Annotated in this window: 18 protein-coding genes; 14 read left to right on the top strand and 4 right to left on the bottom strand. The window is 47.8% G+C overall.

The features are described 5' to 3' along the window. Positions 1–74 precede the first annotated feature (74 nt). Genes ACFPTP_RS13790 through ACFPTP_RS13780 form a run of 3 tightly spaced genes read right to left on the bottom strand, consistent with a single transcriptional unit; the run spans position 75 to position 3,772 of the window. Complete coding sequence (locus ACFPTP_RS13790; protein ID WP_381445910.1) at positions 75–1,226, bottom strand: Ger(x)C family spore germination protein; 1,152 nt, start codon at positions 1,224–1,226, stop codon at positions 75–77. Further along, positions 1,219–2,658, bottom strand: coding sequence for a spore germination protein (locus tag ACFPTP_RS13785; RefSeq protein WP_381445908.1), 1,440 nt, complete (start codon positions 2,656–2,658; stop codon positions 1,219–1,221). Before ACFPTP_RS13785 ends, ACFPTP_RS13790 begins: the two co-directional genes overlap by 8 nt. A gap of 25 nt (positions 2,659–2,683) precedes the next feature. Further along, positions 2,684–3,772: an endospore germination permease gene (locus ACFPTP_RS13780; RefSeq protein ID WP_381445906.1), complete on the bottom strand. Its 1,089-nt coding sequence runs from the start codon at positions 3,770–3,772 to the stop codon at positions 2,684–2,686. A 527-nt stretch (positions 3,773–4,299) separates the two neighbouring features. Here ACFPTP_RS13780 and ACFPTP_RS13775 point away from each other — a divergent pair. The 13 genes from ACFPTP_RS13775 to ACFPTP_RS13715 all read left to right on the top strand — a co-directional run bounded on the left by ACFPTP_RS13775 (position 4,300) and on the right by ACFPTP_RS13715 (position 21,209). After that, positions 4,300–4,875 carry an NEAT domain-containing protein gene (locus tag ACFPTP_RS13775; RefSeq protein ID WP_381445904.1) on the top strand — a complete coding sequence of 192 codons (576 nt, stop codon included), beginning with the start codon at positions 4,300–4,302 and terminating at the stop codon, positions 4,873–4,875. A 17-nt stretch (positions 4,876–4,892) separates the two neighbouring features. Continuing rightward, on the top strand, positions 4,893–6,338 hold the full coding sequence (locus ACFPTP_RS13770) for an NEAT domain-containing protein (RefSeq protein WP_381445902.1): 1,446 nt from the start codon (positions 4,893–4,895) through the stop codon (positions 6,336–6,338). A 68-nt stretch (positions 6,339–6,406) separates the two neighbouring features. Beyond that, a complete protein-coding gene (locus ACFPTP_RS13765; RefSeq protein ID WP_381445900.1) occupies positions 6,407–7,342 on the top strand; it encodes an NEAT domain-containing protein in 936 nt (311 codons plus the stop codon). A gap of 15 nt (positions 7,343–7,357) precedes the next feature. Beyond that, complete coding sequence (gene isdE / locus ACFPTP_RS13760; protein WP_381445898.1) at positions 7,358–8,236, top strand: heme ABC transporter substrate-binding protein IsdE; 879 nt, start codon at positions 7,358–7,360, stop codon at positions 8,234–8,236. A gap of 23 nt (positions 8,237–8,259) precedes the next feature. After that, positions 8,260–9,243, top strand: a complete 984-nt coding sequence (locus tag ACFPTP_RS13755; protein WP_381446076.1) for a FecCD family ABC transporter permease — start codon at positions 8,260–8,262, stop codon at positions 9,241–9,243. After that, positions 9,233–10,003: an ABC transporter ATP-binding protein gene (locus ACFPTP_RS13750; RefSeq protein WP_381445895.1), complete on the top strand. Its 771-nt coding sequence runs from the start codon at positions 9,233–9,235 to the stop codon at positions 10,001–10,003. Before ACFPTP_RS13755 ends, ACFPTP_RS13750 begins: the two co-directional genes overlap by 11 nt. Positions 10,004–10,654: 651 nt before the next feature. Next, entirely contained in the window at positions 10,655–12,532 is a 1,878-nt protein-coding gene (locus ACFPTP_RS13745) for an NAD-dependent epimerase/dehydratase family protein (RefSeq protein WP_381445893.1), read from the top strand. Between the two features lies 1 nt (position 12,533). Next, positions 12,534–13,451, top strand: coding sequence for a hypothetical protein (locus ACFPTP_RS13740; RefSeq protein WP_381445891.1), 918 nt, complete (start codon positions 12,534–12,536; stop codon positions 13,449–13,451). Beyond that, positions 13,432–15,264 (top strand): DUF2194 domain-containing protein, encoded by a 1,833-nt coding sequence (locus tag ACFPTP_RS13735; protein WP_381445889.1) that lies wholly within the window; start codon positions 13,432–13,434, stop codon positions 15,262–15,264. The genes ACFPTP_RS13740 and ACFPTP_RS13735 overlap by 20 nt, the downstream gene beginning before the upstream one ends. A 4-nt stretch (positions 15,265–15,268) precedes the next feature. Further along, on the top strand, positions 15,269–16,678 hold the full coding sequence (gene pelF, locus ACFPTP_RS13730) for a GT4 family glycosyltransferase PelF (RefSeq protein ID WP_381445887.1): 1,410 nt from the start codon (positions 15,269–15,271) through the stop codon (positions 16,676–16,678). 5 nt (positions 16,679–16,683) lie between these two features. Continuing rightward, positions 16,684–19,797 carry an exopolysaccharide Pel transporter PelG gene (pelG, locus tag ACFPTP_RS13725; protein WP_381445885.1) on the top strand — a complete coding sequence of 1,038 codons (3,114 nt, stop codon included), beginning with the start codon at positions 16,684–16,686 and terminating at the stop codon, positions 19,795–19,797. A 1-nt stretch (position 19,798) separates the two neighbouring features. After that, positions 19,799–20,509, top strand: a complete 711-nt coding sequence (locus tag ACFPTP_RS13720) for a polyphosphate polymerase domain-containing protein (RefSeq protein ID WP_381445883.1) — start codon at positions 19,799–19,801, stop codon at positions 20,507–20,509. A gap of 19 nt (positions 20,510–20,528) precedes the next feature. Next, positions 20,529–21,209, top strand: coding sequence for a DUF4956 domain-containing protein (locus tag ACFPTP_RS13715; RefSeq protein WP_381445881.1), 681 nt, complete (start codon positions 20,529–20,531; stop codon positions 21,207–21,209). 296 nt (positions 21,210–21,505) lie between these two features. Here the strand turns inward: ACFPTP_RS13715 and ACFPTP_RS13710 are convergent, their stop codons facing one another. After that, positions 21,506–22,681, bottom strand: a complete 1,176-nt coding sequence (locus ACFPTP_RS13710; protein WP_381445879.1) for a M20 family metallopeptidase — start codon at positions 22,679–22,681, stop codon at positions 21,506–21,508. A 282-nt stretch (positions 22,682–22,963) separates the two neighbouring features. Between ACFPTP_RS13710 and ACFPTP_RS13705 the strand changes: the two genes are divergently transcribed. Beyond that, positions 22,964–25,720, top strand: coding sequence for a M14 family metallopeptidase (locus ACFPTP_RS13705; protein WP_381445877.1), 2,757 nt, complete (start codon positions 22,964–22,966; stop codon positions 25,718–25,720). Positions 25,721–25,786: the final 66 nt, after the last annotated feature.

Raw genomic sequence — 25,786 nt, 5'->3', positions numbered from 1 at the left:
CCCCATTTACCTATTTTTATTTCATTTTACACTCCCTAACCACCTATTGTCAGTTCATCTCCCTTGCAGGGAAATCAGTGAATGGTGCGTTCAAATGATTTTCGGTCGGAAGATAGCTTGTTAATGGTGATGGTGATGTTTTGGATTGAATCCTCGGTAAGTTCGACTTTGCCGTCTTTGTGGAGCCGTTTCCATTCGTTTACGTTTTTACGGTAGAGTTGCTCGGATAGTCGATAGATGTCGGAGTCTATGTTTAAGGCCTCCTTGAAGGTTGTGCGAATTTGTTTTTCCATTTCCTTTTTCACGAGGTTTTCGATTTCCTTCGGAGTGACTTCGTCGGTAATCGTATTGACAAGCCCATTGGCAGATACAGAAATGTCGAATTTCGCTGTTCCATTTACAATCACAGGTTTGATTTTCACCTTTATCTTTTCCATAATGAGGGAGATGTAGCTTCCGCTTTCCGTTTGAACGGTAATTCCCGTTCTCATTGTATCGTTCGACATCCATCTGATCCCTCTTGCTTTCTCTCCTTCGACGAAGCCTTTGAAGCCATGGGGGGTAACGATTCCTGCCCCTGCGAAATCGGGGGCTTTTATTGTTTCATTTATTGAATTCCAATTGTCTTTGATCGTAATGAGCGGAATCAGGGCTTCGTGGCTAGGTTCATTCAATTGAATGAGCAATTCCCGGATATTAGCAGGTTTAATGAATGACTCCTGTTCGTAAGAGTTGTGTGGATCCCCTAACTTTGACAACGTGATGGCTTTGTTGATGACGGGTTTTACTAATAGAACTTCCTCCACTGGATCTTTTGTTGCGTATAACCATATTTGGTAGCGTGTTTCTCGGTAACGGATAAACAGGTCGATGACTGGACTTAATTTCACTTCTTTAATTGCTTCTTCCGAAAAGACGAAGTAGGATAAGTGCCCCCAGAAAACCTTTTGATCGATCGTGTTATAGAGATTGGAAATGGCTTCATCCAATGATTTTCCTGAGGCATGTCCGACTTCGGCTTGTGGTGTGTCGGGATTTGCCGGCTGCTCTGATTTAGCGGTATTTGCAAAATTAATGATTTGGACATACAGCTCGTACTTACCGTCTTTATAGTCGATGCCGATGCCATTGACATACAACATTCTTTCGGGTTCATTATTATCCCAACAGCCGGATAAGGTCAATGTAGCTAGCAACAGCAGTAAGGCGGCCATTTTTTTATACATCCTTCTCCACCTTCTTCATACGTGTTGGGTCTGTCGGTTTCATCGTTTTAGGCCGTGTTGTATAAAAAGGTTGGGGCAGCCGGAAAAACGACTTCATGATTGTCTTAAAACTTAAGTCGGTTGAAACGTTGATGTAAGGAATGCCGAAAGTCCGTATGTTTGATAAGAACACAAGTGTCAGGAAAACGGACATAAGTAGGCCGAACAAGCCTAATAGTGCAGTGAGTAGGATGAAGCAAATCCGCAATAAACTCACCGCGTTGACGAGCGATTGGTTGACCAATGTAAATGTTGAAATTGTTGAAATGGCTATTACGACGATCATCGCGGGACTTGTAATGCCTGCCCGAATGGCGGCATCCCCGATGATCAAGCCGCCGACGACGCCGATTGTCCCGCCTAACGCTGTCGGCAGACGCAAACCGGCTTCCCGGAACAGTTCGAACATGAGCAGCATAAGCAGCATTTCAATCGATGAAGGGAGCGGGAGCCCTGTATTTGCCTGTACGACTGTCGCTAATAATTGTACCGGCAGCTGATTCTGATGATAGGTTGTCAACGCAAGCCAAAATGCAGGTAACGCCAAACCGACTGACATCCCGAATATGCGCATTACACGCTCCATGGAACCATAGAGGGGAGGTGTTTCGTTGTCCTCCCCCGTCTTTACAAGCAAAAACAGGTTGACGGGCAGAACGACGCCGTATGCAGCTCCGTCAACAAAAATCAGGAATCGGCCCCTCACAAGCGACTGAACGGCGTTATCCGGGCGTCCCGTATAATCGATCCGTGGGAAAAGGGTGGAGCTTTTATTGACAAGTTCCATTAGAAGTGTAGGGCTGATTACGATGTCGATATCGACTTTCTGAAGCTGCCTCCGAATGCCATGCAAAATCTCTTTATTCGCAATATCATCGAAATATAAAAGGGCGACAGTTGTTTTTGAGCGTCTCCCCAACTCGAATTTTTCAACGCATAATGAGTTGGTTGGCAGCCTTTTCCTCATTAAGGCGATATTGACGGCCACGTCTTCGATGAAATTGTCGCGAGGGCCTTTGACAGGCACTTCCAATCGAGTTTCCTCTGGACTGCGATTCGGTTTTTTGGCGATATTGCTTGTGTAAAGAATTCCGGAATCCTGAAAAAATAATAAAACATGCCCTGTATAGACGAGGGGAATGATGGTTTCCAAGTCATGCCCCGCTTTTAAATCGGGGATGTGAAGTTCCGATTCAATCGTACTTTCGATTGGCTTCTCTTCCAAGTTGCTGACGAAATGGCCGACACGGGGCACGATGACTTCTTGTAAGAGTTGTTGGTCGATCATTGCCTCACAAGTAATAAAGGCCACTGTAGAGCCATTGAATGTGTAAGTTTGAAAATGAATATCTGCCGACTTCTCGAATGTTTGTCTTAACGATGCGATGTCCATTGCACTCACCATTTTCTAGTTAGGTTTACCCTTCTTTTGCTGTTCCTTTTTTGATTGACGCCGTGATTGTCAAAAAGAGCGTAAGCCCTAGCATGAAGAAGAATGTGGCGATTAATAGATAATCACCTTTTATTTTAAGGAAAATATGGTCATGTAATAGTAAAAGCGCCAAGCTCATGAAGAAGAATGCTGGAGCTAGTATTCGCCAAATCTGTATACGGTCGCCTTTGATTTGCAACAAATCCGTGACGACGTACAGAATGAAAGACACACGTACGAAGGCGCCAGTCAGCCATTGGTAAATGGAGAGGAAGTCAAGGTGCTGGATGAATCGTCCGATGGTAACGAGCCCCCATTCCTCATAAGCAGGATACCTTTGCTTTGCGGCTTCGTCAGGCCCGAATTCTGTAATTGCTCCAACGAGCGGCCCCATCGTCAAATTGTGCAGGATGAAGAGCATGACCGCATAATGATACCAGCGGAATTTGCCTTTCACGTTTTGCTGGATGAACAGGAATAGCAGAAGTTCGACGAAGCCGGAAGCCGGATACACCGCTGAAGAGATGACAGGTTTGAATCCGTGTTCTAAGAAGGGTCTCAGCAATGCATAATCCTTCACTTGGATATTCGTGATTGCGACAAAAATACCGAGGATGACGACCCAAAATAAGACGACGACATTTACCATGACAATCGTTTGCAGATTTGTGGCGGCAAGGAAGATACATAGAATCGTGTAAATCAAAATCATAAGAACTAAAGGGGAGTTGGGAAGAAACGTCGCTTTAATCCACTGAACGGTCTCTCCCATTGTAAAGATGGCCATCACAAAGAGAAAAATGGCTGTGATATACCGGAATATGGTGGTCGGGGCTTTGCCGATCTTTGTTTGCAGCCAATCCGTGAGCGAAACCTGTTTTGAGCTGCGATGAATGTACACGAGAAGGAATAGCCACGGAATCATCGCCACTGCGGCAATGAGAACGGATATCCACCCATCACGACCTGCATCGTCCAATAGCGATGGAATAATGGTCACATGATTTTTTAACCCGATGACTGTCATCGATAAAAAAATGACGTGCAATATACTAATCGACCCAGCCTTATTCATACCCAAAACTCCCACCCGAATGATATCGACTAGTCTTGACATAATCAGTGGGGATTATAACTTCAACACAGGTGCCTTCCAAACCGGTGCCTGTGCAGTGCACGATTCAGTTTATTAACTACAATTGTATATTTGAGGAAAGGAAAGCCCTCCAAAATAACATTTAATAGACTGGTGTGTGTATTTTTATGCCCTCAGGAGAATTATCATAATTGCGCCTTGCACAGGCACCCGAACAATTCAGTTTATTAACTACAATTGCATAAAGTAAAACAGGAAACCCTGTTAAATTAATATTTGACCGTCTTATTTTTGCATTTATATTAATTCCGATGAATTGTCATAAATGCACCATGCACAGGCACCAACAAAAAGGCACCAACAAGGAGGGGGGTGGACACAAATCGGTCTTTATTCTGTGAACAATATGTGAATAGTGGCGGGGGAGCTTTCAAATGGGGGGCTCTTGGCCTATGATGGGATTGTAATAATTGATAACAGTTCTCACTAGTAGGAGAGGGGTTTGAATGAGGAGACGGGTGGCGCCTTTGCTTGGTGCTATTTTGCTGTTGTGGGCGATCGCGTCTTTGCCTGTAGGGGCGGAGCCGTTGTCCGACGGTGTATATGCAGTGGAGTATGAGCTGCTGCAGGGCGATTCCGATTCGGTGTCGATTGCGAATGATTATTTCGAGAAGCCGGCGTTGCTGAAGGTGGATGGCGATAAGCAGGTTTTGCAGTTGACGTTGAATCATAGTAAATGGGTCCAGGAACTGGAAGTACATAGCGGCGATGGATTTGCGGATGCAAAGGTCGTTGCCGAGGACGAAGAGGCGGATACGCGTGTCGTTGAGCTGGATGTGGATGGTAAGTTGGACGAGCCGTTTCCGGTGAAGATGCATGTCGTGATCGATGAGTTGGAGATCCCATATGACCATGCGTATACCGTGCGTGTTGCTGTGGACGCCGATTCCTTGAAGGAGACGAACCAAGAGTGGATCGACTCAGTTAGCACAGGTAGTACAATATGGTTTTGGATTGCGACTGCAATTGTGATTGTAGCGACAATTTTTGTTGCAATGCGATTGTTTGGGTCGAAAAAGTAGAAAAGGAGAGTACTAGAATGAAGAAGAATTTGATGGTTTTATTCTCAGCAATCTTGCTGATCTTTACAGCAATGCCTGCATTTCCAGCGGCTGCTGAAGTGGCTGCTGCACAGGAGGCGTCCTATGAGCTTCCGTTAAAAGTGTTGCATGAAAATAAGGACGAAGTTTCTGTAGCAGGGAGATATGTGAAAACGCCTGCACAAGTGAAAGTGGAAGGCGGAAAGACAATTGTCTACATGACACTTTTGGATAGCCAGTATTGGCAGTCGCTGAAAATCCAAAATGGCGACAAATTTGTTGACGTTGAAATTGTGAGCGAAAACAAAGAAGAGCAGACTCGCCTTGTGAAGTTTGAATTAAAAGACGTCAAACAAATTTTGAATGCAAAAGCGCATATTATCGTGACTGGAATTCCTGGACTCGGTGAATATGATCAAACGCATGATATCCGTTTCCAATTCGATGCAAGTAAAGCTCCAGCTGAGAAAGAAGAAGCACCAGAAACTCCTGAAACACCAGCAGCATCCGTTAAAGATGGCGATTACACGATAGGCTTCAAAGTATTGCATGAGAAAGAAGATAAGGAATCTTCAATGACACGCTACATTGAAGCTCCAGCGGCATTGTCGGTAAAAGACGGCAAGCAGATTGCTACAGTAACATTGACAAACAATGAGCAAATCACTGAATTTCAAGTTGAGCAAGATGGCGGATTCGTCGATGCGACTGTTGTAAGCGTGGATGAAGAAGCGAACCGCCGTACGGTATCATTCGAAGTAGCTGATCTCTCGAAGATTATTGACGCGAAAGTGGCGGTTTCCGTTCCGGCTATGAACCATAATGCAAATTACACAATTCGCCTTGCATTCGATAAGGGCAGCCTTAAGCCCGTAGCAGAAGAAGTAAAAGTTACATTCAAAGATATTAACAACACATTTGCAAAACCTTACATCGAAGCTCTTGCTGCGAAGCAGATCGTAAAAGGTAAAACGGCAGATACGTTTGCGCCTAACGACAACATGACGAGAGCGGAATTTGCTCGCATTATTTCCCGCGCATTGAATCTTGAAAAGAAGGAATACCAAGGGACGTTCACTGACTTGACGAAAGGTACAAGTTACGTGTACGAAGTGGAAGCGGCGAACCGTGCCGGAATTATTCTTGGTGATGCCGGGAAATTCAACCCAAACGCACAAATCACTCGCCAGGAAATGGTTGCGATGATTGTCCGTTCAATCGAATATAAAAATGCTTCACTCGTGAAAAACGTTGACACGTCTGTTAAATTTGCGGATGCGGGCAGCGTGAGCAACTACGCGAAGGAAGCTGTTCAATTGGCAGCTGGCCTTGGCATCGTCGACGGCAACGTTGTGAACGGCCAAAAAGTGTTTGAACCGAAAGCGACCGCGACGCGTGCGCATGCAGTGAAAATGCTTTACTACATGCTTGAAACGATTAAATAATTCACTCTGATGCCGGCGTCACACACTTTGTGACTGCCGGCGTTGTGTGTAGAATAAAGGAGTTTGAAATGAAAAGAAATCTTATTATTGCTATGGCGGTTGCATTGGTCACAGTGCTTTTCATTCCAGTCATGCCGTTAAACGCGGCCGCTGCTACGTTTGCGGACGGGGAATATTCCGTGCCGTTCACTGTGCTGAAGGATATCGGCAACGAGCGGTCTACGACGGCGGATTACATGGTCAGTCCGGCGAAAGTGCAGTTGGTGAACGATAAGGCGACGGTGACAGTCACGTTGAAAAATAGCTCGTGGTGGCAATATTTTAAGGTGCAGAACGGCGGCAGTTTTTCGGATGTACAAGTGGTGAGCGAATCAGGGGATCAGCGTGTCGTACGGTTTACGGTGTCTGACCTGACGAAAATGGTCAATGCCAAAATCCACATCATCGTGACAGGCATCCCGGGGTTTGAATATGACAATAAATACGATATCCGCTTCAATTTCAATACGTCGTCCATCCCGGCGCCTGCGGTGGAAAAACCGGTAGCGACGCCTCCTCCGGCTAAGGTGACAAAACCTGAAACGCCGAAGACTGAGGCGAAGCCGGCTCAAAAGACTGTACAAAAACCGGCTCAAACGCCAACTGTGAATAAAACCGAGACGGCCACAACGACGGAAAGTGTCACGAAAAAAGAAGAGAAGTTGACTGTAAATGAAACCGAAAAAGATAAAGCTGAACAATCCGGGGAAAAAACTGAAGACGCGACTGAACTGAGCACGGAAACTGAAGATGCTTCAGAAGACGCGGAGGCTGAAGAAGCTGACACGGAGACGGCATTAGATGATGAAGCAGCTGAGGTAGCCGAAGCTGTTGAAGAGATTGCGATTGAAGAGGTCAAAGATGAGAAATCCTCGAATTCCTTCTTCATCACCATCATGGTGCTTACTGCAGTACTTATCGCCGCAATCGTATTCATGTTTGCAAGGAAACGTGCTCGAAACTAAGGGAGTTGTGCTGGAATGAAAAAAGCGATCAGCCTTTTCGGCTTGTTGGTAAGTGTCGCGCTTGCCGGCTGTTCGGCTAGTGCGGGGAATACTGCGAATGAAATCGGCGAGCAGGACGGCGATCGAATCGTTGCAACAACTGTCGCGCTGACGGAAATCATGGACGTGCTTGATATCGATTTGGTAGGTGTCCCGTCGAGTTATAAGGATTTGCCGGAACGGTACGCTGGTGCGAAGAAAGTCGGCAACCCAATGAGCCCGGACATGGAAAAGCTGCTGTCGTTGAAGCCGACAGAAATCTATTCGGTGACAACGTTGAAATATGACTTGCAAGAAATGTTTGAGGAACGCGGGATCGATATGACGTATGTGAACCTCGAAAGCATCGACGCGATGCACGAAGAAATCTTGAAAATCGGTGAGAAGTACGACCGGAAGGAGCAGGCAGAAGCGATTGTCGCGCAGTTCGAGGAGAAGGCCGCTGCAATCGAGAAGGCGATTGAAGGGAAAGAGAAGCCTTCCGTGCTCATTCTCATGGGGATTCCGGGAAGCTACCTGGTCGCAACGGAGCATTCGTACATCGGGGATCTCGTGAGGCGGGCTGGCGGCGTGAATGTCATTACGGGCGAGGATGTTGAGTTTATTTCCTCCAATACGGAATATTTGCAGCAGACGGATCCGGATGTCATTTTGCGGGCGGCGCACGGCATGCCTGAGCAGGTGATCGAGATGTTTGATAAGGAATTCCGTACGAATGATGTGTGGAAACATTTCGATGCGGTGAAGAATGGGCGCGTTTATGATTTGGAGGAGACGCTGTTCGGCACGACGGGCAATTTGGCCGCGGCGGATGCGCTCGATGAGTTAATGAAGATATTGCATGAATCGAAATGAAGGCAGGTAAAATCATGTCGGGAATCAATCGGAAAACCTTCAGTTTCATAGTTGTTGCCTTGTTGTTGGCGTTTGTTTTCGTCCAATCCACATTGACGGGCAGCATTTCGGTGACGCCTTTCGAATTGATTCATGGGCTTTTGACGGGAGCGAACGACGATGTCGCTATCATTAAAGACTTGCGGCTGCCGCGGATTTTGATTGCAGTGTTCGCGGGGGCGGCGTTGTCTGTGGCGGGCGTTTTGCTGCAGGCAGTCATGCGCAACCCGTTGGCGGACCCCGGAATCATCGGTGTTTCCGCGGGTGCGAGCTTCATGTCAGTGCTGGTGATTGCGATGTTCCCGACATTGTTCTTTTTCGTGCCGCTGTTTGCGTTTATCGGCGGTGCGCTGGCGTTTTTCATAGTGTATTCATTATCGTGGAAGTCGGGCTTGGATCCGCTGCGGATGATTTTGATCGGGATCGCGGTCAACGCGCTGTTCACTGGACTCGGGCAGGCGATTGGGTTTAGCGGGAACGGGATTACGCAGGCAATGAGCCAAGTGACGACGTCGACGCTGACGATGAAAAAATGGAGCGAAGTGGAAGTGCTCGCGCTTTATGGGGCGATCGGGCTGGTGCTGGCGTTTTTCGTTTTTAGATGGTGCAATTATTTGTCGCTTGAAGACCGGACTGCGAAAAGTCTTGGCGTCAATGTGAACTTGGCGCGATTCGTCATTTCAATCATCGCGGTTTTATTGGCTTCGATTGCGACAACGGTTGCGGGCATGTTTGCGTTTGTTGGGTTGCTCGTTCCGCATATCGGACGGACGCTTGTCGGCAATGACCATAAAGTGCTGATCCCGTTTTCCGCGTTGGCGGGCGCGCTGTTGATTTTACTAGCGGATACATTAGGTAGGACGTTGATCGCGCCGAATGAAATCCCGGCATCCATCATTATGGCGGTGATCGGCGGGCCATTCCTCATATTCTTGCTGAGAAAGAGTGATCGCATTTATGGACATTAATGAAGTCACATTTTCATACGACAAGAAGAGGGACACGCTGCATGGGATTGACAGCTCAATCGACATCGGAAAAGTGACGACGATCATCGGGCCGAATGGATGCGGGAAATCGACGTTGTTGGGCGTTTTGTCCAATCACCATCAGCCGCAAAATGGGGACGTGCTGTTGGATGGGAAGTCGTTGCGTGATTTTAAACCGAAGGAGCTGGCGCAACGGTTAGCTGTTGTTCACCAGCAAAATAATGCGCCTTCCGATATGACGGTGGAAAAGCTGACAGCGTACGGGCGGATTCCGCATAAGAACTTCTTCACTTCTTCGACTGATAAGGATGAAGAGGCAATCGAATGGGCGCTCGCAAGCACGAACCTGCTCGATAAGCGGCATATGCCGATTGACAGCCTATCCGGCGGCCAAATGCAACGCGTCTGGATCGCTATGGCGCTGACACAGCAAACGCCGTATCTGTTTTTGGATGAACCGACAACGTACTTGGATATTTTCTACCAATACGAACTGCTCGAGCTTATCCGCAGTTTGAATAAACAGCATGGCATGTCCATCGTCATGGTCTTGCACGACATCAACCAAGCCATCAAATACAGCGATGTCATTATCGTCATGAAGGACGGTCAAATCGCCGCCAAAGGCAAGCCGGAAGACATCATCACTGCCGACCTGATCCACGACATCTACGGTGTTAACGTAGTTGTGAAACGTGATGCAGAAGCCGGGATGTACATTGTGCCGGTAGGGATTTAAGCGGTGCCTGTCCAGCGCACAATTTTGCTTTTTCACTATAATTGTATATTCGTAAACAAGGAAGCTAGTCATTAGAACTTTTGACTAGCTTCTTTTTGGATTATAACCTAATAAAGTGGACGTTCCAATGTAGTGCTCGTTCGCGTTCTGTACTCAGTTAAAGCAATATGAAAGTTAATAAACAAACCTGTTAAGCTTACTAACGCACCTATCAAGATCAATACAGGTCCGGTTAACCTTTCCTCAGGTGTTATCATTCCCTGTTGCAAAATCCCCACCTCACTCATTCTGTTCTATATAGTGTATTCACCCAAAGCTAATTCGTTCGAAGAGAATAATAGCAATAGCGAAGCGGTCCACATATGAATCGGAGCCTGTGCAGCGTACTATTTTGCTTATTCACTACAATTGCATACAAATAAACAGGAAGTCAGCCAAATCAACGTTTGGTTGGCTTCCTTTTACATTTTTATACCCAAAACCGAATTGTCATAAATGCACCATGCACAGGCACCACAAAAAAAAGAACATATATCTAGTGTAGTCCTATTTTAGTTTAGGGCTTCATATATTGTGGGAGGTTTGTTGGTCCTTTGTCGTGGGTTGGAGGTTAGACTTGCTTGCTATTTTTCGATTGAAGAAGGTGAATGGATGAAAGTCCTGATTACAGGCGGGTATGGGTTTATTGGGTCGCATGTGGCGGATCGGTTTTACAAAGAGGGGTATGAGGTTTACATTATTGATGATTTTTCGACGGGTCGACGGGATCGGGTGGCTTGCAAGCATAAAAGCTATGATCTTTCTGTCGTAGATACAGCTTGTGAGGAGGTGTTCCGGTCATTTCCGTTTGATGTTGTCGTCCATTTGGCGGCGCAGGCGAGTGTGCCAGCGTCCGTGAAGGATCCGAAGGCGGATGCGGAGGCGAATGTGCTTGGTCTTGTGAATATGCTGACGCTTTCGGAGAAGTACAAGGTGAGTAAGTTTTTGTTTGCTTCCACTGCGGCGGTGTATGGGACGCGCGCGCGGCTTCCGCTGAAGGAAGGGGAGGCGGCCAATCCAATTTCACCGTATGGGATGAGCAAGTGGACTGGCGAGTTGTATTGCGCAAAGTGGAGACAGTTATACGGGTTGGATACGGTCTGTTTCCGGTTTTCGAATGTGTATGGCCCGAGGCAGGGAAGTGACGGGGAAGCGGGTGTGGTGGCTAAATTCCATTCGAATTTGCTTGTGGATCAGCCATTGAATATTTTCGGCGACGGTGAGCAGACGCGCGATTTCATTTACGTCGAAGATGTGGCGGATGCGCTTTTCCGGGCATCCCATTCGGATTTGACGGGTGTTTATAACTTGTCGACCAACACCGAAACAACTGTGAACGCGCTTGCCAACACCCTCATTTCCTTGCACGGTTCAGGCGGAGTGGAGTACTTGCCGAAACGGGATGAGGATATCCAAAGGTCCTCTCTAAGCAATGAAAAATTGAGGAACCATCTCGACTGGGCCCCTCTCTACGACTTGGAGGAAGGGCTGAAGCGAACGTATACGTACTTTCAAGCGCAGCAGGAAAAGGAAGAAAAGAAAGAGGCGCGTCAAAAAGGAAATTTCCTATCTTCCGTGGCTTTCAAGACTGCCAAACCATATATCGAAAACTTGCTCGCTTTCTTTGTCATCGCGTTTTTCTTTGTTAATGGAAATCTGGGGATGCAGCAGTCGGTCGGAGTGGCCATCGTCATTTACATCGTTGTGCTCGGCATTCTGTACGGCAAACGGCAAGCAGTTTTGGCTGCCGGGTTGTCGATTTTGCTCATGCTCTATGACAGGTTAGCGGATGGCAGGGAATTCATCTCGCTCTTATATGATACTGCGTTTTTATTCCAGTCGATCATTTACTTATTCACTGCACTCGTCACCGGTTATGCAGTTCAGCGGAAAAATAATATGATTTTGGCGCAGAAGGAACAGGTTCAACGTTTGGAAGTGAAATATGCCTTGTTGAATGAAGTGCATGAGGACGTGCTGGAAGTGAAAAACGCGCTGCGGCGCAGAATTCTTACAGATGAAGACAGCTTTGGCAAGGTGCATACGCTTTTAAAGGAGCTCGACGGGTTCGACCCGGAAACGGTGCATATGCAAACTGTGCAAGTCGTGCAGAAAGTGATGCATGCAAAAGAAGTATCCTTCCTCATGTTGAGCGGGAATCGCCAGCACGCTCGTCAACTTGCACGTTCGGGTCAACGGGTCGGGCGATCTGCAATCCCCATGAAAGTTGCCGATCATGCTTTCCTCCGGCACATCCTTGAGAAAGGATCTTTATTTGTGAATAAAGGGCTGGATGCCTCCGCGCCGATGATGGCGGCCCCTATCCGGCATAACGGAAAAATAGTTGCCGTCGTTTGTGTGAAAGGGCTCGGCTTCGACCAAATGACGCTCTATATGGAAAACGTGTTGACGATTGTCGCGGATATGGCGGGAACCGCCTTGTCCCGCGCCATGAAATTCGAAGAAGCGAGGGCAGGAGGAGGGGGTTGATATGCTTTACATCTATGTCGCCTATGCAATCATTTCCGCTTTGCTTCTTGCCCTTCTGCACCGCGGTTCCCGGAAGGAATGGCTGCTAGGGGTCGCCGTCGTCTGCCTCGTTCCTGTCATTGGCTGGTCGTTCGCATCCGTTTGGCCGAAACGGGCAATCCGGAATGACGATGGCGAGTTCGGGCGCTATATGGCCCGGTTGGATGAAGATATCCTCATCAAAGGGGAGGATATCCATGAAAAGGTGAATAAGAGGAAAGAGACCGATGTCGTCGCCATTGAAGAGGCGCTGCTCGTCAATGATCACGCCACGAGAAGGCAAATCATGATTGACGTGTTGAAGGATGATGCCGCCCGTTTCATCGGTGTCATCAAAACCGCGGTCGAAAATGAAGATACGGAAACTTCCCATTATGCAGTAAGTGCAATCATGGAAGTTAAAAGGAAACAGTCGCTGACAATCCGGCGGCTATCCGATGAATTCGTACGTCACCCCGATGATGTAAGGGTGGCGTGCGAATATCGCGATGCGCTCAAGCTATATATGAACAGCGGATTCATGGATGAAAATACACTCCGCATTTATCGAAGCGAATACATCGATGTGCTCCGGAAAATCATTGCCGGGCATGACGGAGATGTCGGAAACGAGTACGAAGAAAAAATGCTAGCTGAAATCGAATGTGCCGACTATACGGAAGCTGAACAGACGGGTCTAGCCTACTTGAACCGGTACCCGGAGCGGGAAGAACCTTATTTATATTTAATCCGGCTTTATTACACCATCAACTCACCTACCGCATTGCAACAGATGATTCAAGCGGTCAAGGACTCCCCAGTCATCTTAACGAATCGTGGAATCAAGATTGTCAGATATTGGTCGGAAGGGAAGTCTGGTAATGAAGGTGAACTTTGCTAAAAGTGTTTACATCGTACTTTTTATGGTGCTTGCATCGGGCGTCTTCTTCCTCATCGCCCGTTCACAATTCGTGTTGACTTTTCAACAGAATGACGACCTGCTTCATCAAATGGATGAACTTCGTACGGTTGTGGATGAAAAGGGAGAACTATCGGCAGAAGGAAGGAGCTCCCTTTATTGCATCGCATATACGCCATCCGACGAAACGAGCGTGAAGCTGAAACAAAATGCCGAGAAGACGTTGACCCATATGAAGCTTGATACGACGAGCATCAATCTGGACGTGCAAACAATTGATTATGCAGCTTGCGACGTCGTTCTTCTCGCGATCGACCACCTTGGCATGGCGGGAAGTGAGAGGGAATTGGAGGAGTACGTCGCCGATGGAGGCTATGTGTTAATGATGACAGCGTTGGAGCCGGATGCTGAGTTTCTTGTCCTGTACCGGAAGTTGGGCATCTCCTCATACGGCTACCAAGTGGGTTCGTATGGACTCGATCTCGTCTCCAATGTATTGATCGGGGAAGATGGCTGGGAAATCAGAGATCATTTCATCTACAACTCTTCTTTGCTTATCTCGCTCGATGATCATGCGAAGCTCCTGGCGAAAACGCCCGAAGGAATTCCAATCCTGTGGAGGACGGAACTTGGTAAAGGGGCGATTATCGTCCATAACGGAACGATGTTTGAGGAAAAATTGAATCGCGGCTTCCTTACGGGGGCAATCAGCATGTTGCAGCCGGATTCCATGTACCCGGTTTACAACTCGAAAGTCTTTTTCATCGATGATTTTCCTGCGCCGATTGCCAAAGGAAGGAATGCGGCCATTTACGAGCAATATGAAAAAGACTTGCCGACATTTTATCGGGAGATTTGGTGGCCGAATATGCTGGAAGTCGCGAAACGGCACAATTTGCGGTACACGGGAGTGCTCATCGAGACGTATGGGGATGACGTCAATCCGCCATTTGCGTATCCGGTGGATGCATCCCGGTTGAATCTCATCTCGTATGGCCGCGAAATCATCAAGAGCGGAGGGGAGTTGGGGATCCACGGATACAATCACCAGCCGCTCAACCGAGATGCCAGAATTGCCGCCCAGTTCGACTACAAAACGTGGGAGAACGGGCAAAACATGGTGGCTTCCATCGAGGAAGTATTGGAGTTCACGAAAGGTTCGTTTCCGAATTACACGGTCACATCCTATGTGCCGCCTTCCAATGTCCTCTCGGCTGAAGGACGGGAGGCGTTGAAAAAGGCATGGCCCGAGTTAAAAGTAATTGCCGCGCTTTTTATCGAGGATGAGACGAATGCAGCCTATGTGCAGGAATACGAAATCGCACCGGATGGGGTCATTGAAATGCCGCGTGTCACTTCCGGCTATACCGAAAGGCCGTTTGACAGGTGGGCGGAAGCGAATGTGATGACATCCGTAGGCATTTATTCGAACTTCCTTCATCCGGATGACGCCATCAGTGAGGATCGGAGCTACAACATGACATGGGAGCAGATTTACAAAGGATTCAAGGAAAACATGGCGAGAGTTGAAAAAACGTATCCATGGGTGCGTGCGATGACCGCTACGGAAGCAGCGCTTGATATGGCGCGTGTCATGAAAACCGATGCGAAATGGTCAGTGACGGAAACCGGAATTGAAGGGGAGCTGTCGGGTCAAGACGCAAATATGTATTTCATTTTACGGACTGAACGTAAAATCGGCCGCTTGACGAATTGTACGGTGAAACGCATCGATGAGGGAGTGTTCCTTGTCAACGTTTATGACACCGAGTTCAAACTGGAATTTGGAGGGTAGTTGGATGAAAATCTGTTTGATTGCGGAAGGGTCTTATCCTTACGTAACAGGCGGCGTTTCGACGTGGGTCCAAACATTGATGACAGAGATGCACGAGCATGAATTCATCATTTACGTCATCAATGCCGATTCGAAACGGCAAGGTCAGTACGTATATGAGTTTCCTCCAAATCTTGTCGAGGTGAAGGAAGTCTGCTTGGATTCCTACAAGATCGAAAAAGGGAAGTGGGGAAAACGGTTTAACGTTTCGGATGGAGACTTCGCTAATATCGCTTCCTTGATCGGCGGGACGGCATCGACGGATTGGGGGCGCGTGTTTGATTTATTGCGAAGCGGCATGTTCGAAAATACGATCGATTTCCTTTCGAGTAAAGATTATTTGGATATTGTGGAAGGATTGGCGGAAGAAACGGGTCATCCACTTCCATTCAATGATTTGTTTTGGACTGTCAACTCAATGATCCAGCCTCTTCTGATCATCGTTCGTGAGACGATTCCGGAGGCGGATCTTTATCATAGTGTTTCGACCGGCTATGCGGGAATTGCCGGTGTGCTTGCGAAACACTTGCACGGCAAACCGCTTTTGCTGACGGAACACGGAATTTATTCCCGGGAAAGGGAAGAGGAGATCATTAAGGCGGATTGGGTAAAAGGGGAGTTCAAGGACTTATGGATTCGCTATTTCTATAATTTGTCGAGCGCCATTTATGATGCGGCGGACGAGGTGATCACGCTGTTCCACCGCAATATGGAAATCGAAGTGGAGATGGGATGTGCGGAGGAGAAAATCAGCATCATTCCGAATGGGGTGGAAGTCGGACAGTATGCAGCACTTCCGGCTGTCCCTGACGATGGAGTCATCCGTATCGGCGCAATTGTCCGGGTCGTTGCAATCAAAGATATTAAGACGATGATCCATAGTTTCGCGCTTGTCGAAAAGGAAATTCCGAATGCTGAACTCCATATTATGGGTTCGGCGGATGAGGAAGAAATGTATTATGAGGAATGTCTGCAGCTCGTCTCATCTCTTGGTGTCAAAAATATCATCTTCACGGGGCAAGTCAACGTGAAGGAGTATGTCGGCAACATGGATATGATCGTTTTGACGAGTATAAGCGAAGGGCAGCCATTGGCCATATTGGAGGCGATGGCAAACGGGAAGCCTGTCGTCGCAACGAATGTCGGCAGCTGCAAGGAGCTTCTGTTAGGGAAGTCGGGTGACGATAAGCCTGCCGGTATCATTTGTCCAGTCCTTCATTACGAAAAGATTGCCGAAGCGCTCGTCAAACTTTGTCGCAATCCGAAGATGCGGGAGACGATGGGGAGGAACGGCTATGAACGTGTCCGCCGATTTTATAGGAAAAGTGTGTTCATCGAACGGTACAGGACGTTGTATCAATCTTTAGGTAGGTGATTTTATTGGCAGGAATCGGTTTTGAACTTCGGAAATTATTCAAGGAAGAGGGCATCGTCCGGACAATCAAGGCATTCGGGTATTCATCCGCTATGACAGTGGGGCCGATGCTTCTTTGCATTGCGCTGGTGCTCGTGTTGAGAAAAATGATGGAATTGTCCGGCGGCGTACGCTTGGAATCCGAATTATTCATTGCGACGATGACGTACGGCTTCATCTTTTCGATCGTCTTGACGAGCGGGATTGCAATGGTGTTGACGAGGTTCGTCGCGGATAAAGTGTATGAGGGACAGTATGAGAAAATCATTCCATCTTTCTATGGGGCACTTTTGCTGACGCTTCCGATTGCAGCGGTTGTTGCCTTTATATTTCTAAGCGGCGTTTCGGAAAGCGGCGTCTTTAAAGTAATTGCCTATTTGTTGTTCATGATATTGGTTGTCATTTGGCTGCAAACGGTGTATATGTCAGCGTTGAAAGATTATGCCCGTGTTTTCAGAAGCTTTGTCATCGGTTTCGCCGTCACTGTCCCGATAGGATGGCTGCTGTTCACCTACACGGACGCGGAACGGGTCGTTATCGCGACCGGTTCATCCGTCATCGGGCTCGGCATTGTTGCCGCACTGCTCATGATTCATCTGGAACAAGTCTTTCCCCGCGGGCAGGCAGAAGAGTATTTTGCGTTCCTTTCGTACTTCAAGAAGTATCCGGTGATTTTCTTTACAGGGGTATTCGTCTATACCGGTGTGTTTGTCCAAAACTTCGTTTACTGGCTGCAAACAGATGCGATGATAATGGCAGAACGTTTTCGGTTGATGCCTTTTTATGATCTCCCGGTGTTTTATGCCTATTTATCCGTCGTTCCTTCACTCATCCTATTCGTTGTCCTCGTTGAAACTTCCTTTTATGAAAAATACAAGATCTTCTACACGAATGTCGTAACAGGCGGAACGTTCGAACGGTTGAAGCGGGCAAAAGAATCGATGCAGACCTCCTTGATTGCAGGCATTAGCTTCTTGATTGAAGTGCAGCTGCTCTTCTCGTTGCTATCGATTGCGCTCGGTCTTTTATGGCTGCCGAAAATCGGGTTTTCGATGGAGCAGCTCGATCTGTTCGTCATCCTTGTCCTCGGCTTCTTTTTCTTCATCTTCTTCTTCGTCATGCTCCATGCATTAATGTATTTTGATGATAAAAAAGGTGTGCTCATTTGCGGCTCCTCGTTTTTCATCCTTAATGCGGGTCTGACATATGGAGCGTTGAAGCTGGGAATTGACGGGGCCGGCCTCTTCATTGCGGCGATTTTGGTAATGGGAATCACGTTGCTGCGTCTGTTATATGTGCTTCGACATATTAACTATTATACGTTTTGCCGGGAACCGCTTGATACGCTTGGGAAGTTGAAAAGCAAGCAAAGGTTGCGAAGTTCGGTTTCCGTTCTTTTATTAGCCGCTGCCGGGGTTGCATTATCGGCTTGTTCCCCTTCAGAGCAGAAGCCGGAGAAATCAATGGTTCAGGCGACTGGGGACGCCGTTGTCGGTGGAAATGTCATGGACTCGGGCAAATTGCGAGAGGATAAACGGCTATACGAACGGGATGTCGATGAATCCGTCAAAGCGTTGTATATAACGATTTGGCCAGACGAACATCCGGATGCCGATTCGGTCGACTGGTATGGACTGAATCGAATGACGGATCGGCATAGTACGGCTGACCTGCGCATTACAATTGCGGAAGGTTTTGATGACGGTAAAGGCCCCCAGTCCGGCATGTTCGGCTACGGGGCCGATTTACCGAACGCCAAAATTAGCCTTCGCGGTAATTCTGCGCGGTACGATGCGCAAAAATCATACAAAATCAAGCTGTTCGATGAAACGGGATTGTGGAACGATCAGCGGGTTTTGAATTTGAATAAGCATTCAAATGATTTTTCCCGTGTGCGGAATAAGCTTTCTTTTGATTTGATGGAAACAATCCCGGATTTGACAAGTTTACGGACCCAGTTCGTTCATTTGTATGTGAAGGATTTGACTGTGAACAGGAGTGTCGGCACATATGAGGATTACGGCCTGTACACGCATGTCGAGCAGCCGAATGGGAAGTTTCTCAAGACACATTGGCTCGATTCGCACGGCTATTTGTATAAAGTGAGGTTCTTCGAGTTCGGCAGATACCCTGGTCAGATCAAACCGACTTCATCCCCTTCGTACGATAAGGCGATGTTTGAATCAATCCTTACAATCAAGGGCCGAAAAGAACATGAAAAACTGATTGCGATGTTGGAAGATGTGAATGATCTGAAGAAGCCGATCGATGAAGTGATGGACACCCATTTCGATCTGGATAATTTTTTGACGTGGACAGCGGTCAACATCCTTATGGACAATATGGATACCGATGCAAACAATTTCTATTTGTATTCGCCGTTGAACTCTGACAAGTGGTACATCCTCCCATGGGATTATGACGGGGCCTGGGAGCTTCAGCGGGAAGAAAAGAGCATTCGGCCATTTCAGGCGGGAATCAGCAACTATTGGGGGAGCATCTTGCATAATCGCTATTTCCGGACGGAGGAACATGTCCAGCTTCTCGTCGATAAAGTGGAAGAAATGCGTGAATATATTAATGAAGAAACAATCGGGGAGCAACTCGAAAAATATGCCCCCGTCGTGGAACCTTTCCTTCATCGGGCACCTGACATCCGGTACTTGCCGAAAAGGGTTGACATGTATGAGCAGGAGATGCAGCAACTTATCAACACCCCGGAACGAGCCGTTGCACGGTTTTTAGAGGATCTGCAAAAACCGAAGCCATTTTATATGAATGACGTTGACGATGATGGTGAAACGACTCTCATATTCTCCTGGGATATTTCATTCGACTTGCAAGGGGATGATCTATTTTACACGGCTGTCGTAGCGAAGGATCCTTTATTCACGGAAATCATTCACTCCGAAGAGGATTTGCGGACGAACAGTTTTCAAATGGATCGGCCGCAGAGCGGAATCTATTATTGGAAAGTGACAGTGAGGGACAGCGAAGGCAATGAGCAGACTTCTTTCGAATTGCATACGGACGAAGAGGGAGAAAATTATTTCGGCGTCCGGGAATTCGAGGTGGATTGAGGTGTATTTTCAAGGGAAGAAACTGCGGAATGAGCTGAAGTATTACGTCAATATCCAAGATTATATGACATTGAGGTCGAAAGTTTCCGCCATTCTCGAGATGGATGCCCATTCCATTTCAACTGATGGGTACGGAATCCGAAGCCTGTATTTCGACGGCATCCACGATCATGCCTTGTATGATAAAAATGACGGGATTTTCAACCGGGAAAAATACCGGATACGGATTTATAACGGGAGCGACAAGGTCATCAACTTGGAGAGGAAAAGCAAATACGGAAACTATGTCCACAAGGAAACCTCTTCATTGAGCAGAGTGGAGTATGACTGCATTTTGGCAGGGGACTACGAAATTATGAGGGGCGCGGCTGATCCGTTGCGCCGCGATTTCTATCATGCGTTAGCGTATAGGAATTTCCAGCCTGGTGCGATTACGGATTATACGAGGGAAGCCTATGTCCATCACGCCGGCAATGTGAGGATCACTTTTGATAAGCGGCTGGCGGCAGGGGTGAATGGGATGGATATGTTCCATGACGATTTGATTCTCGAAGAAGTGATCGGGCCGGGGCAGACGATCATGGAAGTGAAGTTCGATGAATTTCTTCCGGATCATATAAGACGCATCTTGCAGCCTGAAAATTTTGTGCGCTCCGCCATTTCCAAATATGTCATTTGCAGAGAGCGGAATATAGTTCATTATAAACAATAGTACCCGGGGGGCTAAGGGATTGAATGATGCGTTGAATTTTGATGATATTATAAAGAAAAGTGTCCTGAACCTAGATGTATTCAAAAGTGTTTCCTATATCGACATGCTTTTCGGCTTTCTCTGTTCCTTTGCAATCGGCATGTTCATCTACTGGATCTATCGTCGCTGCTTCCGCGGCGTCGTCTATAGCTATAATTACAATGTATCGTTCGTGTTGATGACGATGATTACGGCTTTGATCATCATGACGATTAGCACGAACATCGTCCTTTCGCTCGGGATGGTCGGAGCCCTGAGCATTGTGCGGTTTCGGACGGCAGTAAAGGACCCGCTCGACATCGTCTACATGTTCTGGGCGATATCGGCGGGCATCGCTAGCGGCGCGGCCATGTACCCGCTCGCCATTTTCGGCTCCTTGGTGATCGGTCTGACGCTTGTCATTCTTTCAAGAAAGAAAATTCGTCAGCAATCGTATCTGCTCATCATCCGGCATACCGATTCGGCGACCGATGAACTACGGGACGCCTTGAAAAAACTGAACACAACATTGAAATCCAAAAACGTCCGGAGAGGCTACATCGAACTCACCCTCGAACTCAAACTGCGCGACGACAACACCGCATTCATGAAAAAAATCTCCGACATCCCCGGCATCGTCGAATGCTCCCTCATCAACTACAGCGGCGATTACGCCCAGTGACTTGCCTTCAAATAGGTGCCTGTGCAGCACACTATTCAGACAATACGCTACAATTGTATAAATGGATTCGGAGAAGTCAGCAGTTTCAATGTTTAATCACTATTTTTGCGTATTTTTACCCACTAAGATGAATTGTCATAAATGTTTCGTGCACAGTCACCCGTACAATTCAGACAATACACTACAATTGTATAATGTAAAAAAGAAAAGCTGACCACATCATACTTGGTCAGCTTTTTGTTGAATATATATGCTTTGAGTTGAATTGTCATAAATGCACCTTGCACAGGCACCACTTACCCCCGGCAGACTACTTCCGCGACTGCTTTGGCGGCGACGAGGAGGGCGTCTTCGTCGATTTCCCATTTTGGATGGTGGTTGAAGTACGGTTTTTCGACGCCTTTCGGTTTGCTGCCGATATAGAAGAAGCAGGATGGATACTTCGCCGCGTAGTAGGCGAAGTCTTCCGATCCGGAGAACATCGGGAATTCCGTTACCGATTTGATTTCAGGCTCCGTGGAACTTTGAAGGGCGGCGACAACCTCTGCCGTAATTTCCGGATCGTTGAAGAGTGGCGGATAATCAGGCACATAATCGAGTTCGCATTTCACACCAAATTCCTCTTCAATCCCTTTGGCAATTCTGTGGATCTCCTTGCTGATCAACTCCTGGACTTCCGTCGTCATATACCGCACGTCGCCTTCCAGTTCGACACTATCCTTAATAACGTTGAACTGCCCTTTTCCGTCAAACGAGCCGATCGTGATGACGCCCATATCAAAAGGATTCAACCGACGGCTTACGACCGTTTGGATCGAGGTAACAAAATGTGCGCCTGCAACAATCGCATCATTCGCCATGTGGGGAGATGACCCGTGGCCACCAACACCCTGAATCCGCAGCTTGAAGTAAGTCCTGCCCGCCATCGAGTAGCCGCTATGATACCCGACATCGCCAGCCGGATTCGTGGGGAATAAATGAATGCCGTATACTGCATCCACACCATCGAGCACCCCGGATTCCACAATGCTTTTCGCCCCACCCGGAGGCACTTCCTCTGCATGCTGGTGAATCACTTTAATCGTCCCTGCCAACTCCGCCTTCAGTTTGATCAGACAATCCGCCAGCACAAGCAAATATGCGGTATGCGCATCATGCCCGCACGCGTGCATGACGCCCTCATTTTTCGACTTGAACGGCACGTCCGTCTCCTCATGAATCGGCAGTGCGTCAAAATCCGCACGCAACCCGATTGTTCGACCAGGTTTTCCGCCTTCGATCGTCACGATGATGCCATATCCATTGCCGACATTCGTCTGGATTTCAACATCTTTTCCTTTATAAAAATCGGCAATGTACTGTGCCGTCTTCTCCTCTTGGAATGATAACTCGGGATACTCGTGTAAATAACGCCTGATCTGAATCATTTCATCTTTACGTTGCTCCAACATTTTCATCAGTTGCTGCTTCATCGGGCGACCATCCTTTCCGTTCCATCTATTCATAAGTATTCCGCTGATTTTACCACATCAAACATCGACATAGTCATAAATGCACCACCCACAGGCACCGAGGAAGGGTGATTTGTATGGAGTTTCCAAATGGCTAGTGACCTTGTCCTGGACCGTTTAGTGCATTTTTAGAGGTATTTCAGATTTCGAAGTAAATCGCTGTCTATCTATCTGTCAATTTGATATAGTCGCATTATTGTAGACTATTATCATACAATACAAAATTGTAGAGGGGATGAGATGTTGAAACGTTTTTTGGTCGGGTTTTTAGCGTTGTTCATGGTGTTTGCGACAGCGGTGCCATTGTCTGCGCAAGCTGTCCAGTCGGCTGAGACAGTCCAAGTTGCCGATACGGTTGAACTGGATGTCAGCCGGTCGATATTGTCGCTGACGGAAATCCGGGATGTGACGATTGAGGCAGATTTTGGACGGGAGGTCGATTTGGAGGGGCTGGAACTGCAATTCGGCGGGAAAGCACTTGATGAATGGAAGCAATGGGATGCGGCTGCGAGATCGTATTCCGGGAAGCCGTTCATTCTCGTGAAGAAAGAGCCTCATTTTGTAGATGGCACAACGAAGATTGCAGCGGAGCTGGAATTCGGATTGCCTTTCGGGACGGATGACCTTTCTCCACGTTCGATCCGGGTCATCTACAAGGAATTGCTCGGGGACTACGAGCTTGCGTTAGTTGATTCGGAGAATGAAGTGAAAGCCGCCGCGACGGTCGAGTTGAATGTATATGACGAATTCCAGGAATGGGATGAAATCAAGCCTACCATCGACCGAATTTTCGAAGAGGCTCATGAATTGAATGACCGCTATCTGCATTATGAAAGTCCAGGGAAGAGTGTGGAAGGCAAAGAAATGCACCTTGTCGTCCTTGCGAAGGATGAAGACGCGGTGAATAACTATTTGGAGAACACTTTGCCGGCTGCGCTTGAAACACCTGAGGATTTATTAGCGAAGCTGAAAGACGGGACGATGGGCGATTACCAGATTCCGATCTGGTTCAACAATATCCATCCGGATGAAGTGGAAGGGATTGATTTCCAGACCGGATTATTGAAGAAGTTCGCGTTAGAAACCGAAGTTACCTTCACGACGACGAATGAAGACGGGACAGATGAAGAAGTCGTGTTGAATGTCGATGAGGTCCTTGACCATATCATTTTCATTTTCAACTTCTCGCATAACCCGGACGGCCGTGTCCACAATACGAGGGCGAACGTGAACGGCTTCGACTTGAATCGCGACAATGCGTATCAGACGCAAGTCGAAACGATACAGTTGAATCAAGTGATCGCGAAGTGGACGCCTCTTGCGATGATGGAAGGCCACGGTTATGTGAAAGGGTTCCTCATCGAGCCTGCGACACCGCCGCATAATCCGAACTTCGAATATGATCTTTTAATGGAAGGAATGATCCCGCAGGCGCATGCAATGGGACAGGCAGGAATCGGCAGCTCCGGGTTGACGTCCTATTTCCTGGCGTCCGAAGAGTATGAAGACGGCTGGGATGATATGGGTCCTTCCTATACACCGATTTTCTCGATGCTGCATGGCACGCTTGGCCATACTGTCGAAGTGCCGACGCTCAGCCAGGATGCCTATTACGCGATGGTCGGGGCTGGTCTCGGGATGATCAATTATGTGTTTGAGAATAAAGATGATCTGTATGCACGGCAGCTCGAAATCTTCGACCGGGGCGTCAAAGGGGAAGATAATCGCGCGGTAGATCCGCTGTTGACGAATGCAGCGGGCGAATCGATCGGGCGAGTCCGCGGAGAGCATGAAAACTTCTTCCCGGATTATTATGTGCTGCCGACCGACCCAAGGAATCAGAAAAACGTGTCGGAAGTATACAATATGGTTGAATACTTGATCCGCAATGGAGTGAAAGTCGAGCGGACGACAAAAAACGTCAAAATCGGACAGACAACGTATCCTAAAGGTGCTTACATCGTACCGATGAAGCAGGCAAAACGTGGCTTGGCGAACGCGATGCTGTACGCAGGCGATGACGTCTCCGACTGGAATGCGATGTATGATCCGGTCGTTGCCAACTTCCCGGCACTCAGAGGATTCGATATCGTCGACGTGCGAATGGGCGGGGAAGATGTGCTTGAAGGGCTGACCGAGCAAGTGACGGAAGTGGCGGTGCCTTCAAGTGAAGTGGATGCGAAAAAAGCGATGCAAGTATTGAAGAATGTCAATAACGATACGATCAGATTGGTGAATGAACTGTTGAAAGACGGCAAGCACGTCGGGATTGTCCAGGAAGATAAGTTCGGATTCAAAGTGGGCGATTTTGTCGTCAGGTCTGTAGATGTCGCACCGTTCAAGGACGATTATGTGTTCGAAGCGGCCGTATTGCCAGCTTACCAAGCGATCGATATGAAATGGATCGCCGCGCCGAAAGTGGCAAGCAATGGATCTGATCAATTGATCTTTTCATTGAAAGAATTAGGATTCAATTTGACGGATGAGAATCAGGCTGACGTCATCGTTTCCGATTCTAATCTGCCGAAAGAGCTGGCCGGCAAAACATTCGTCGGTATCGGCAACAGCGTGTTGAGGGCGGTTCATCAAGCAGGATTGCTTGAAGGGTTCGAATACAAGACGACAAGAAGCGGACATGAAGGGCTGATCAAGGCGACAGTGGATGTGGCTCACCCGTTGATGGCCGGTTATCGTCCAGATGAGCTGTTCTATACGACGAGAGGTTCGTGGATCACTGCTGTTCCTGAAGGAGCGGAAGTGTTGGCGAAAGTGAAAGCGACCGATGACTTCTATGTCGCCGGATGGTGGCCGGGCCATGAAGGTGCAAAGGGACAAACCCTTGCCTTCACTCAGAAATTGGACAATGCGACCATCACGCTTTTCGCGAATGACCTTGCTTTCCGGGCACATACGAAACACTACTACCGCATGCTTGCGAACAGCATTTTCGCAGCAGCGGAAGAAGCACCGGCACCTAAGCCAGGAGCGAATAAAAACTGAAACACGAACGGCCCTGTAGATGATTCTGCAGGGCTTTTTGTTTTTAATCGCGCCCAAAGCAAGTTT

The organism is Sporosarcina koreensis (assembly GCF_042655825.1).
GTDB lineage: Bacteria > Bacillota > Bacilli > Bacillales_A > Planococcaceae > Sporosarcina > Sporosarcina koreensis.
This window is presented reverse-complemented; position numbering and strand designations above follow the sequence as displayed.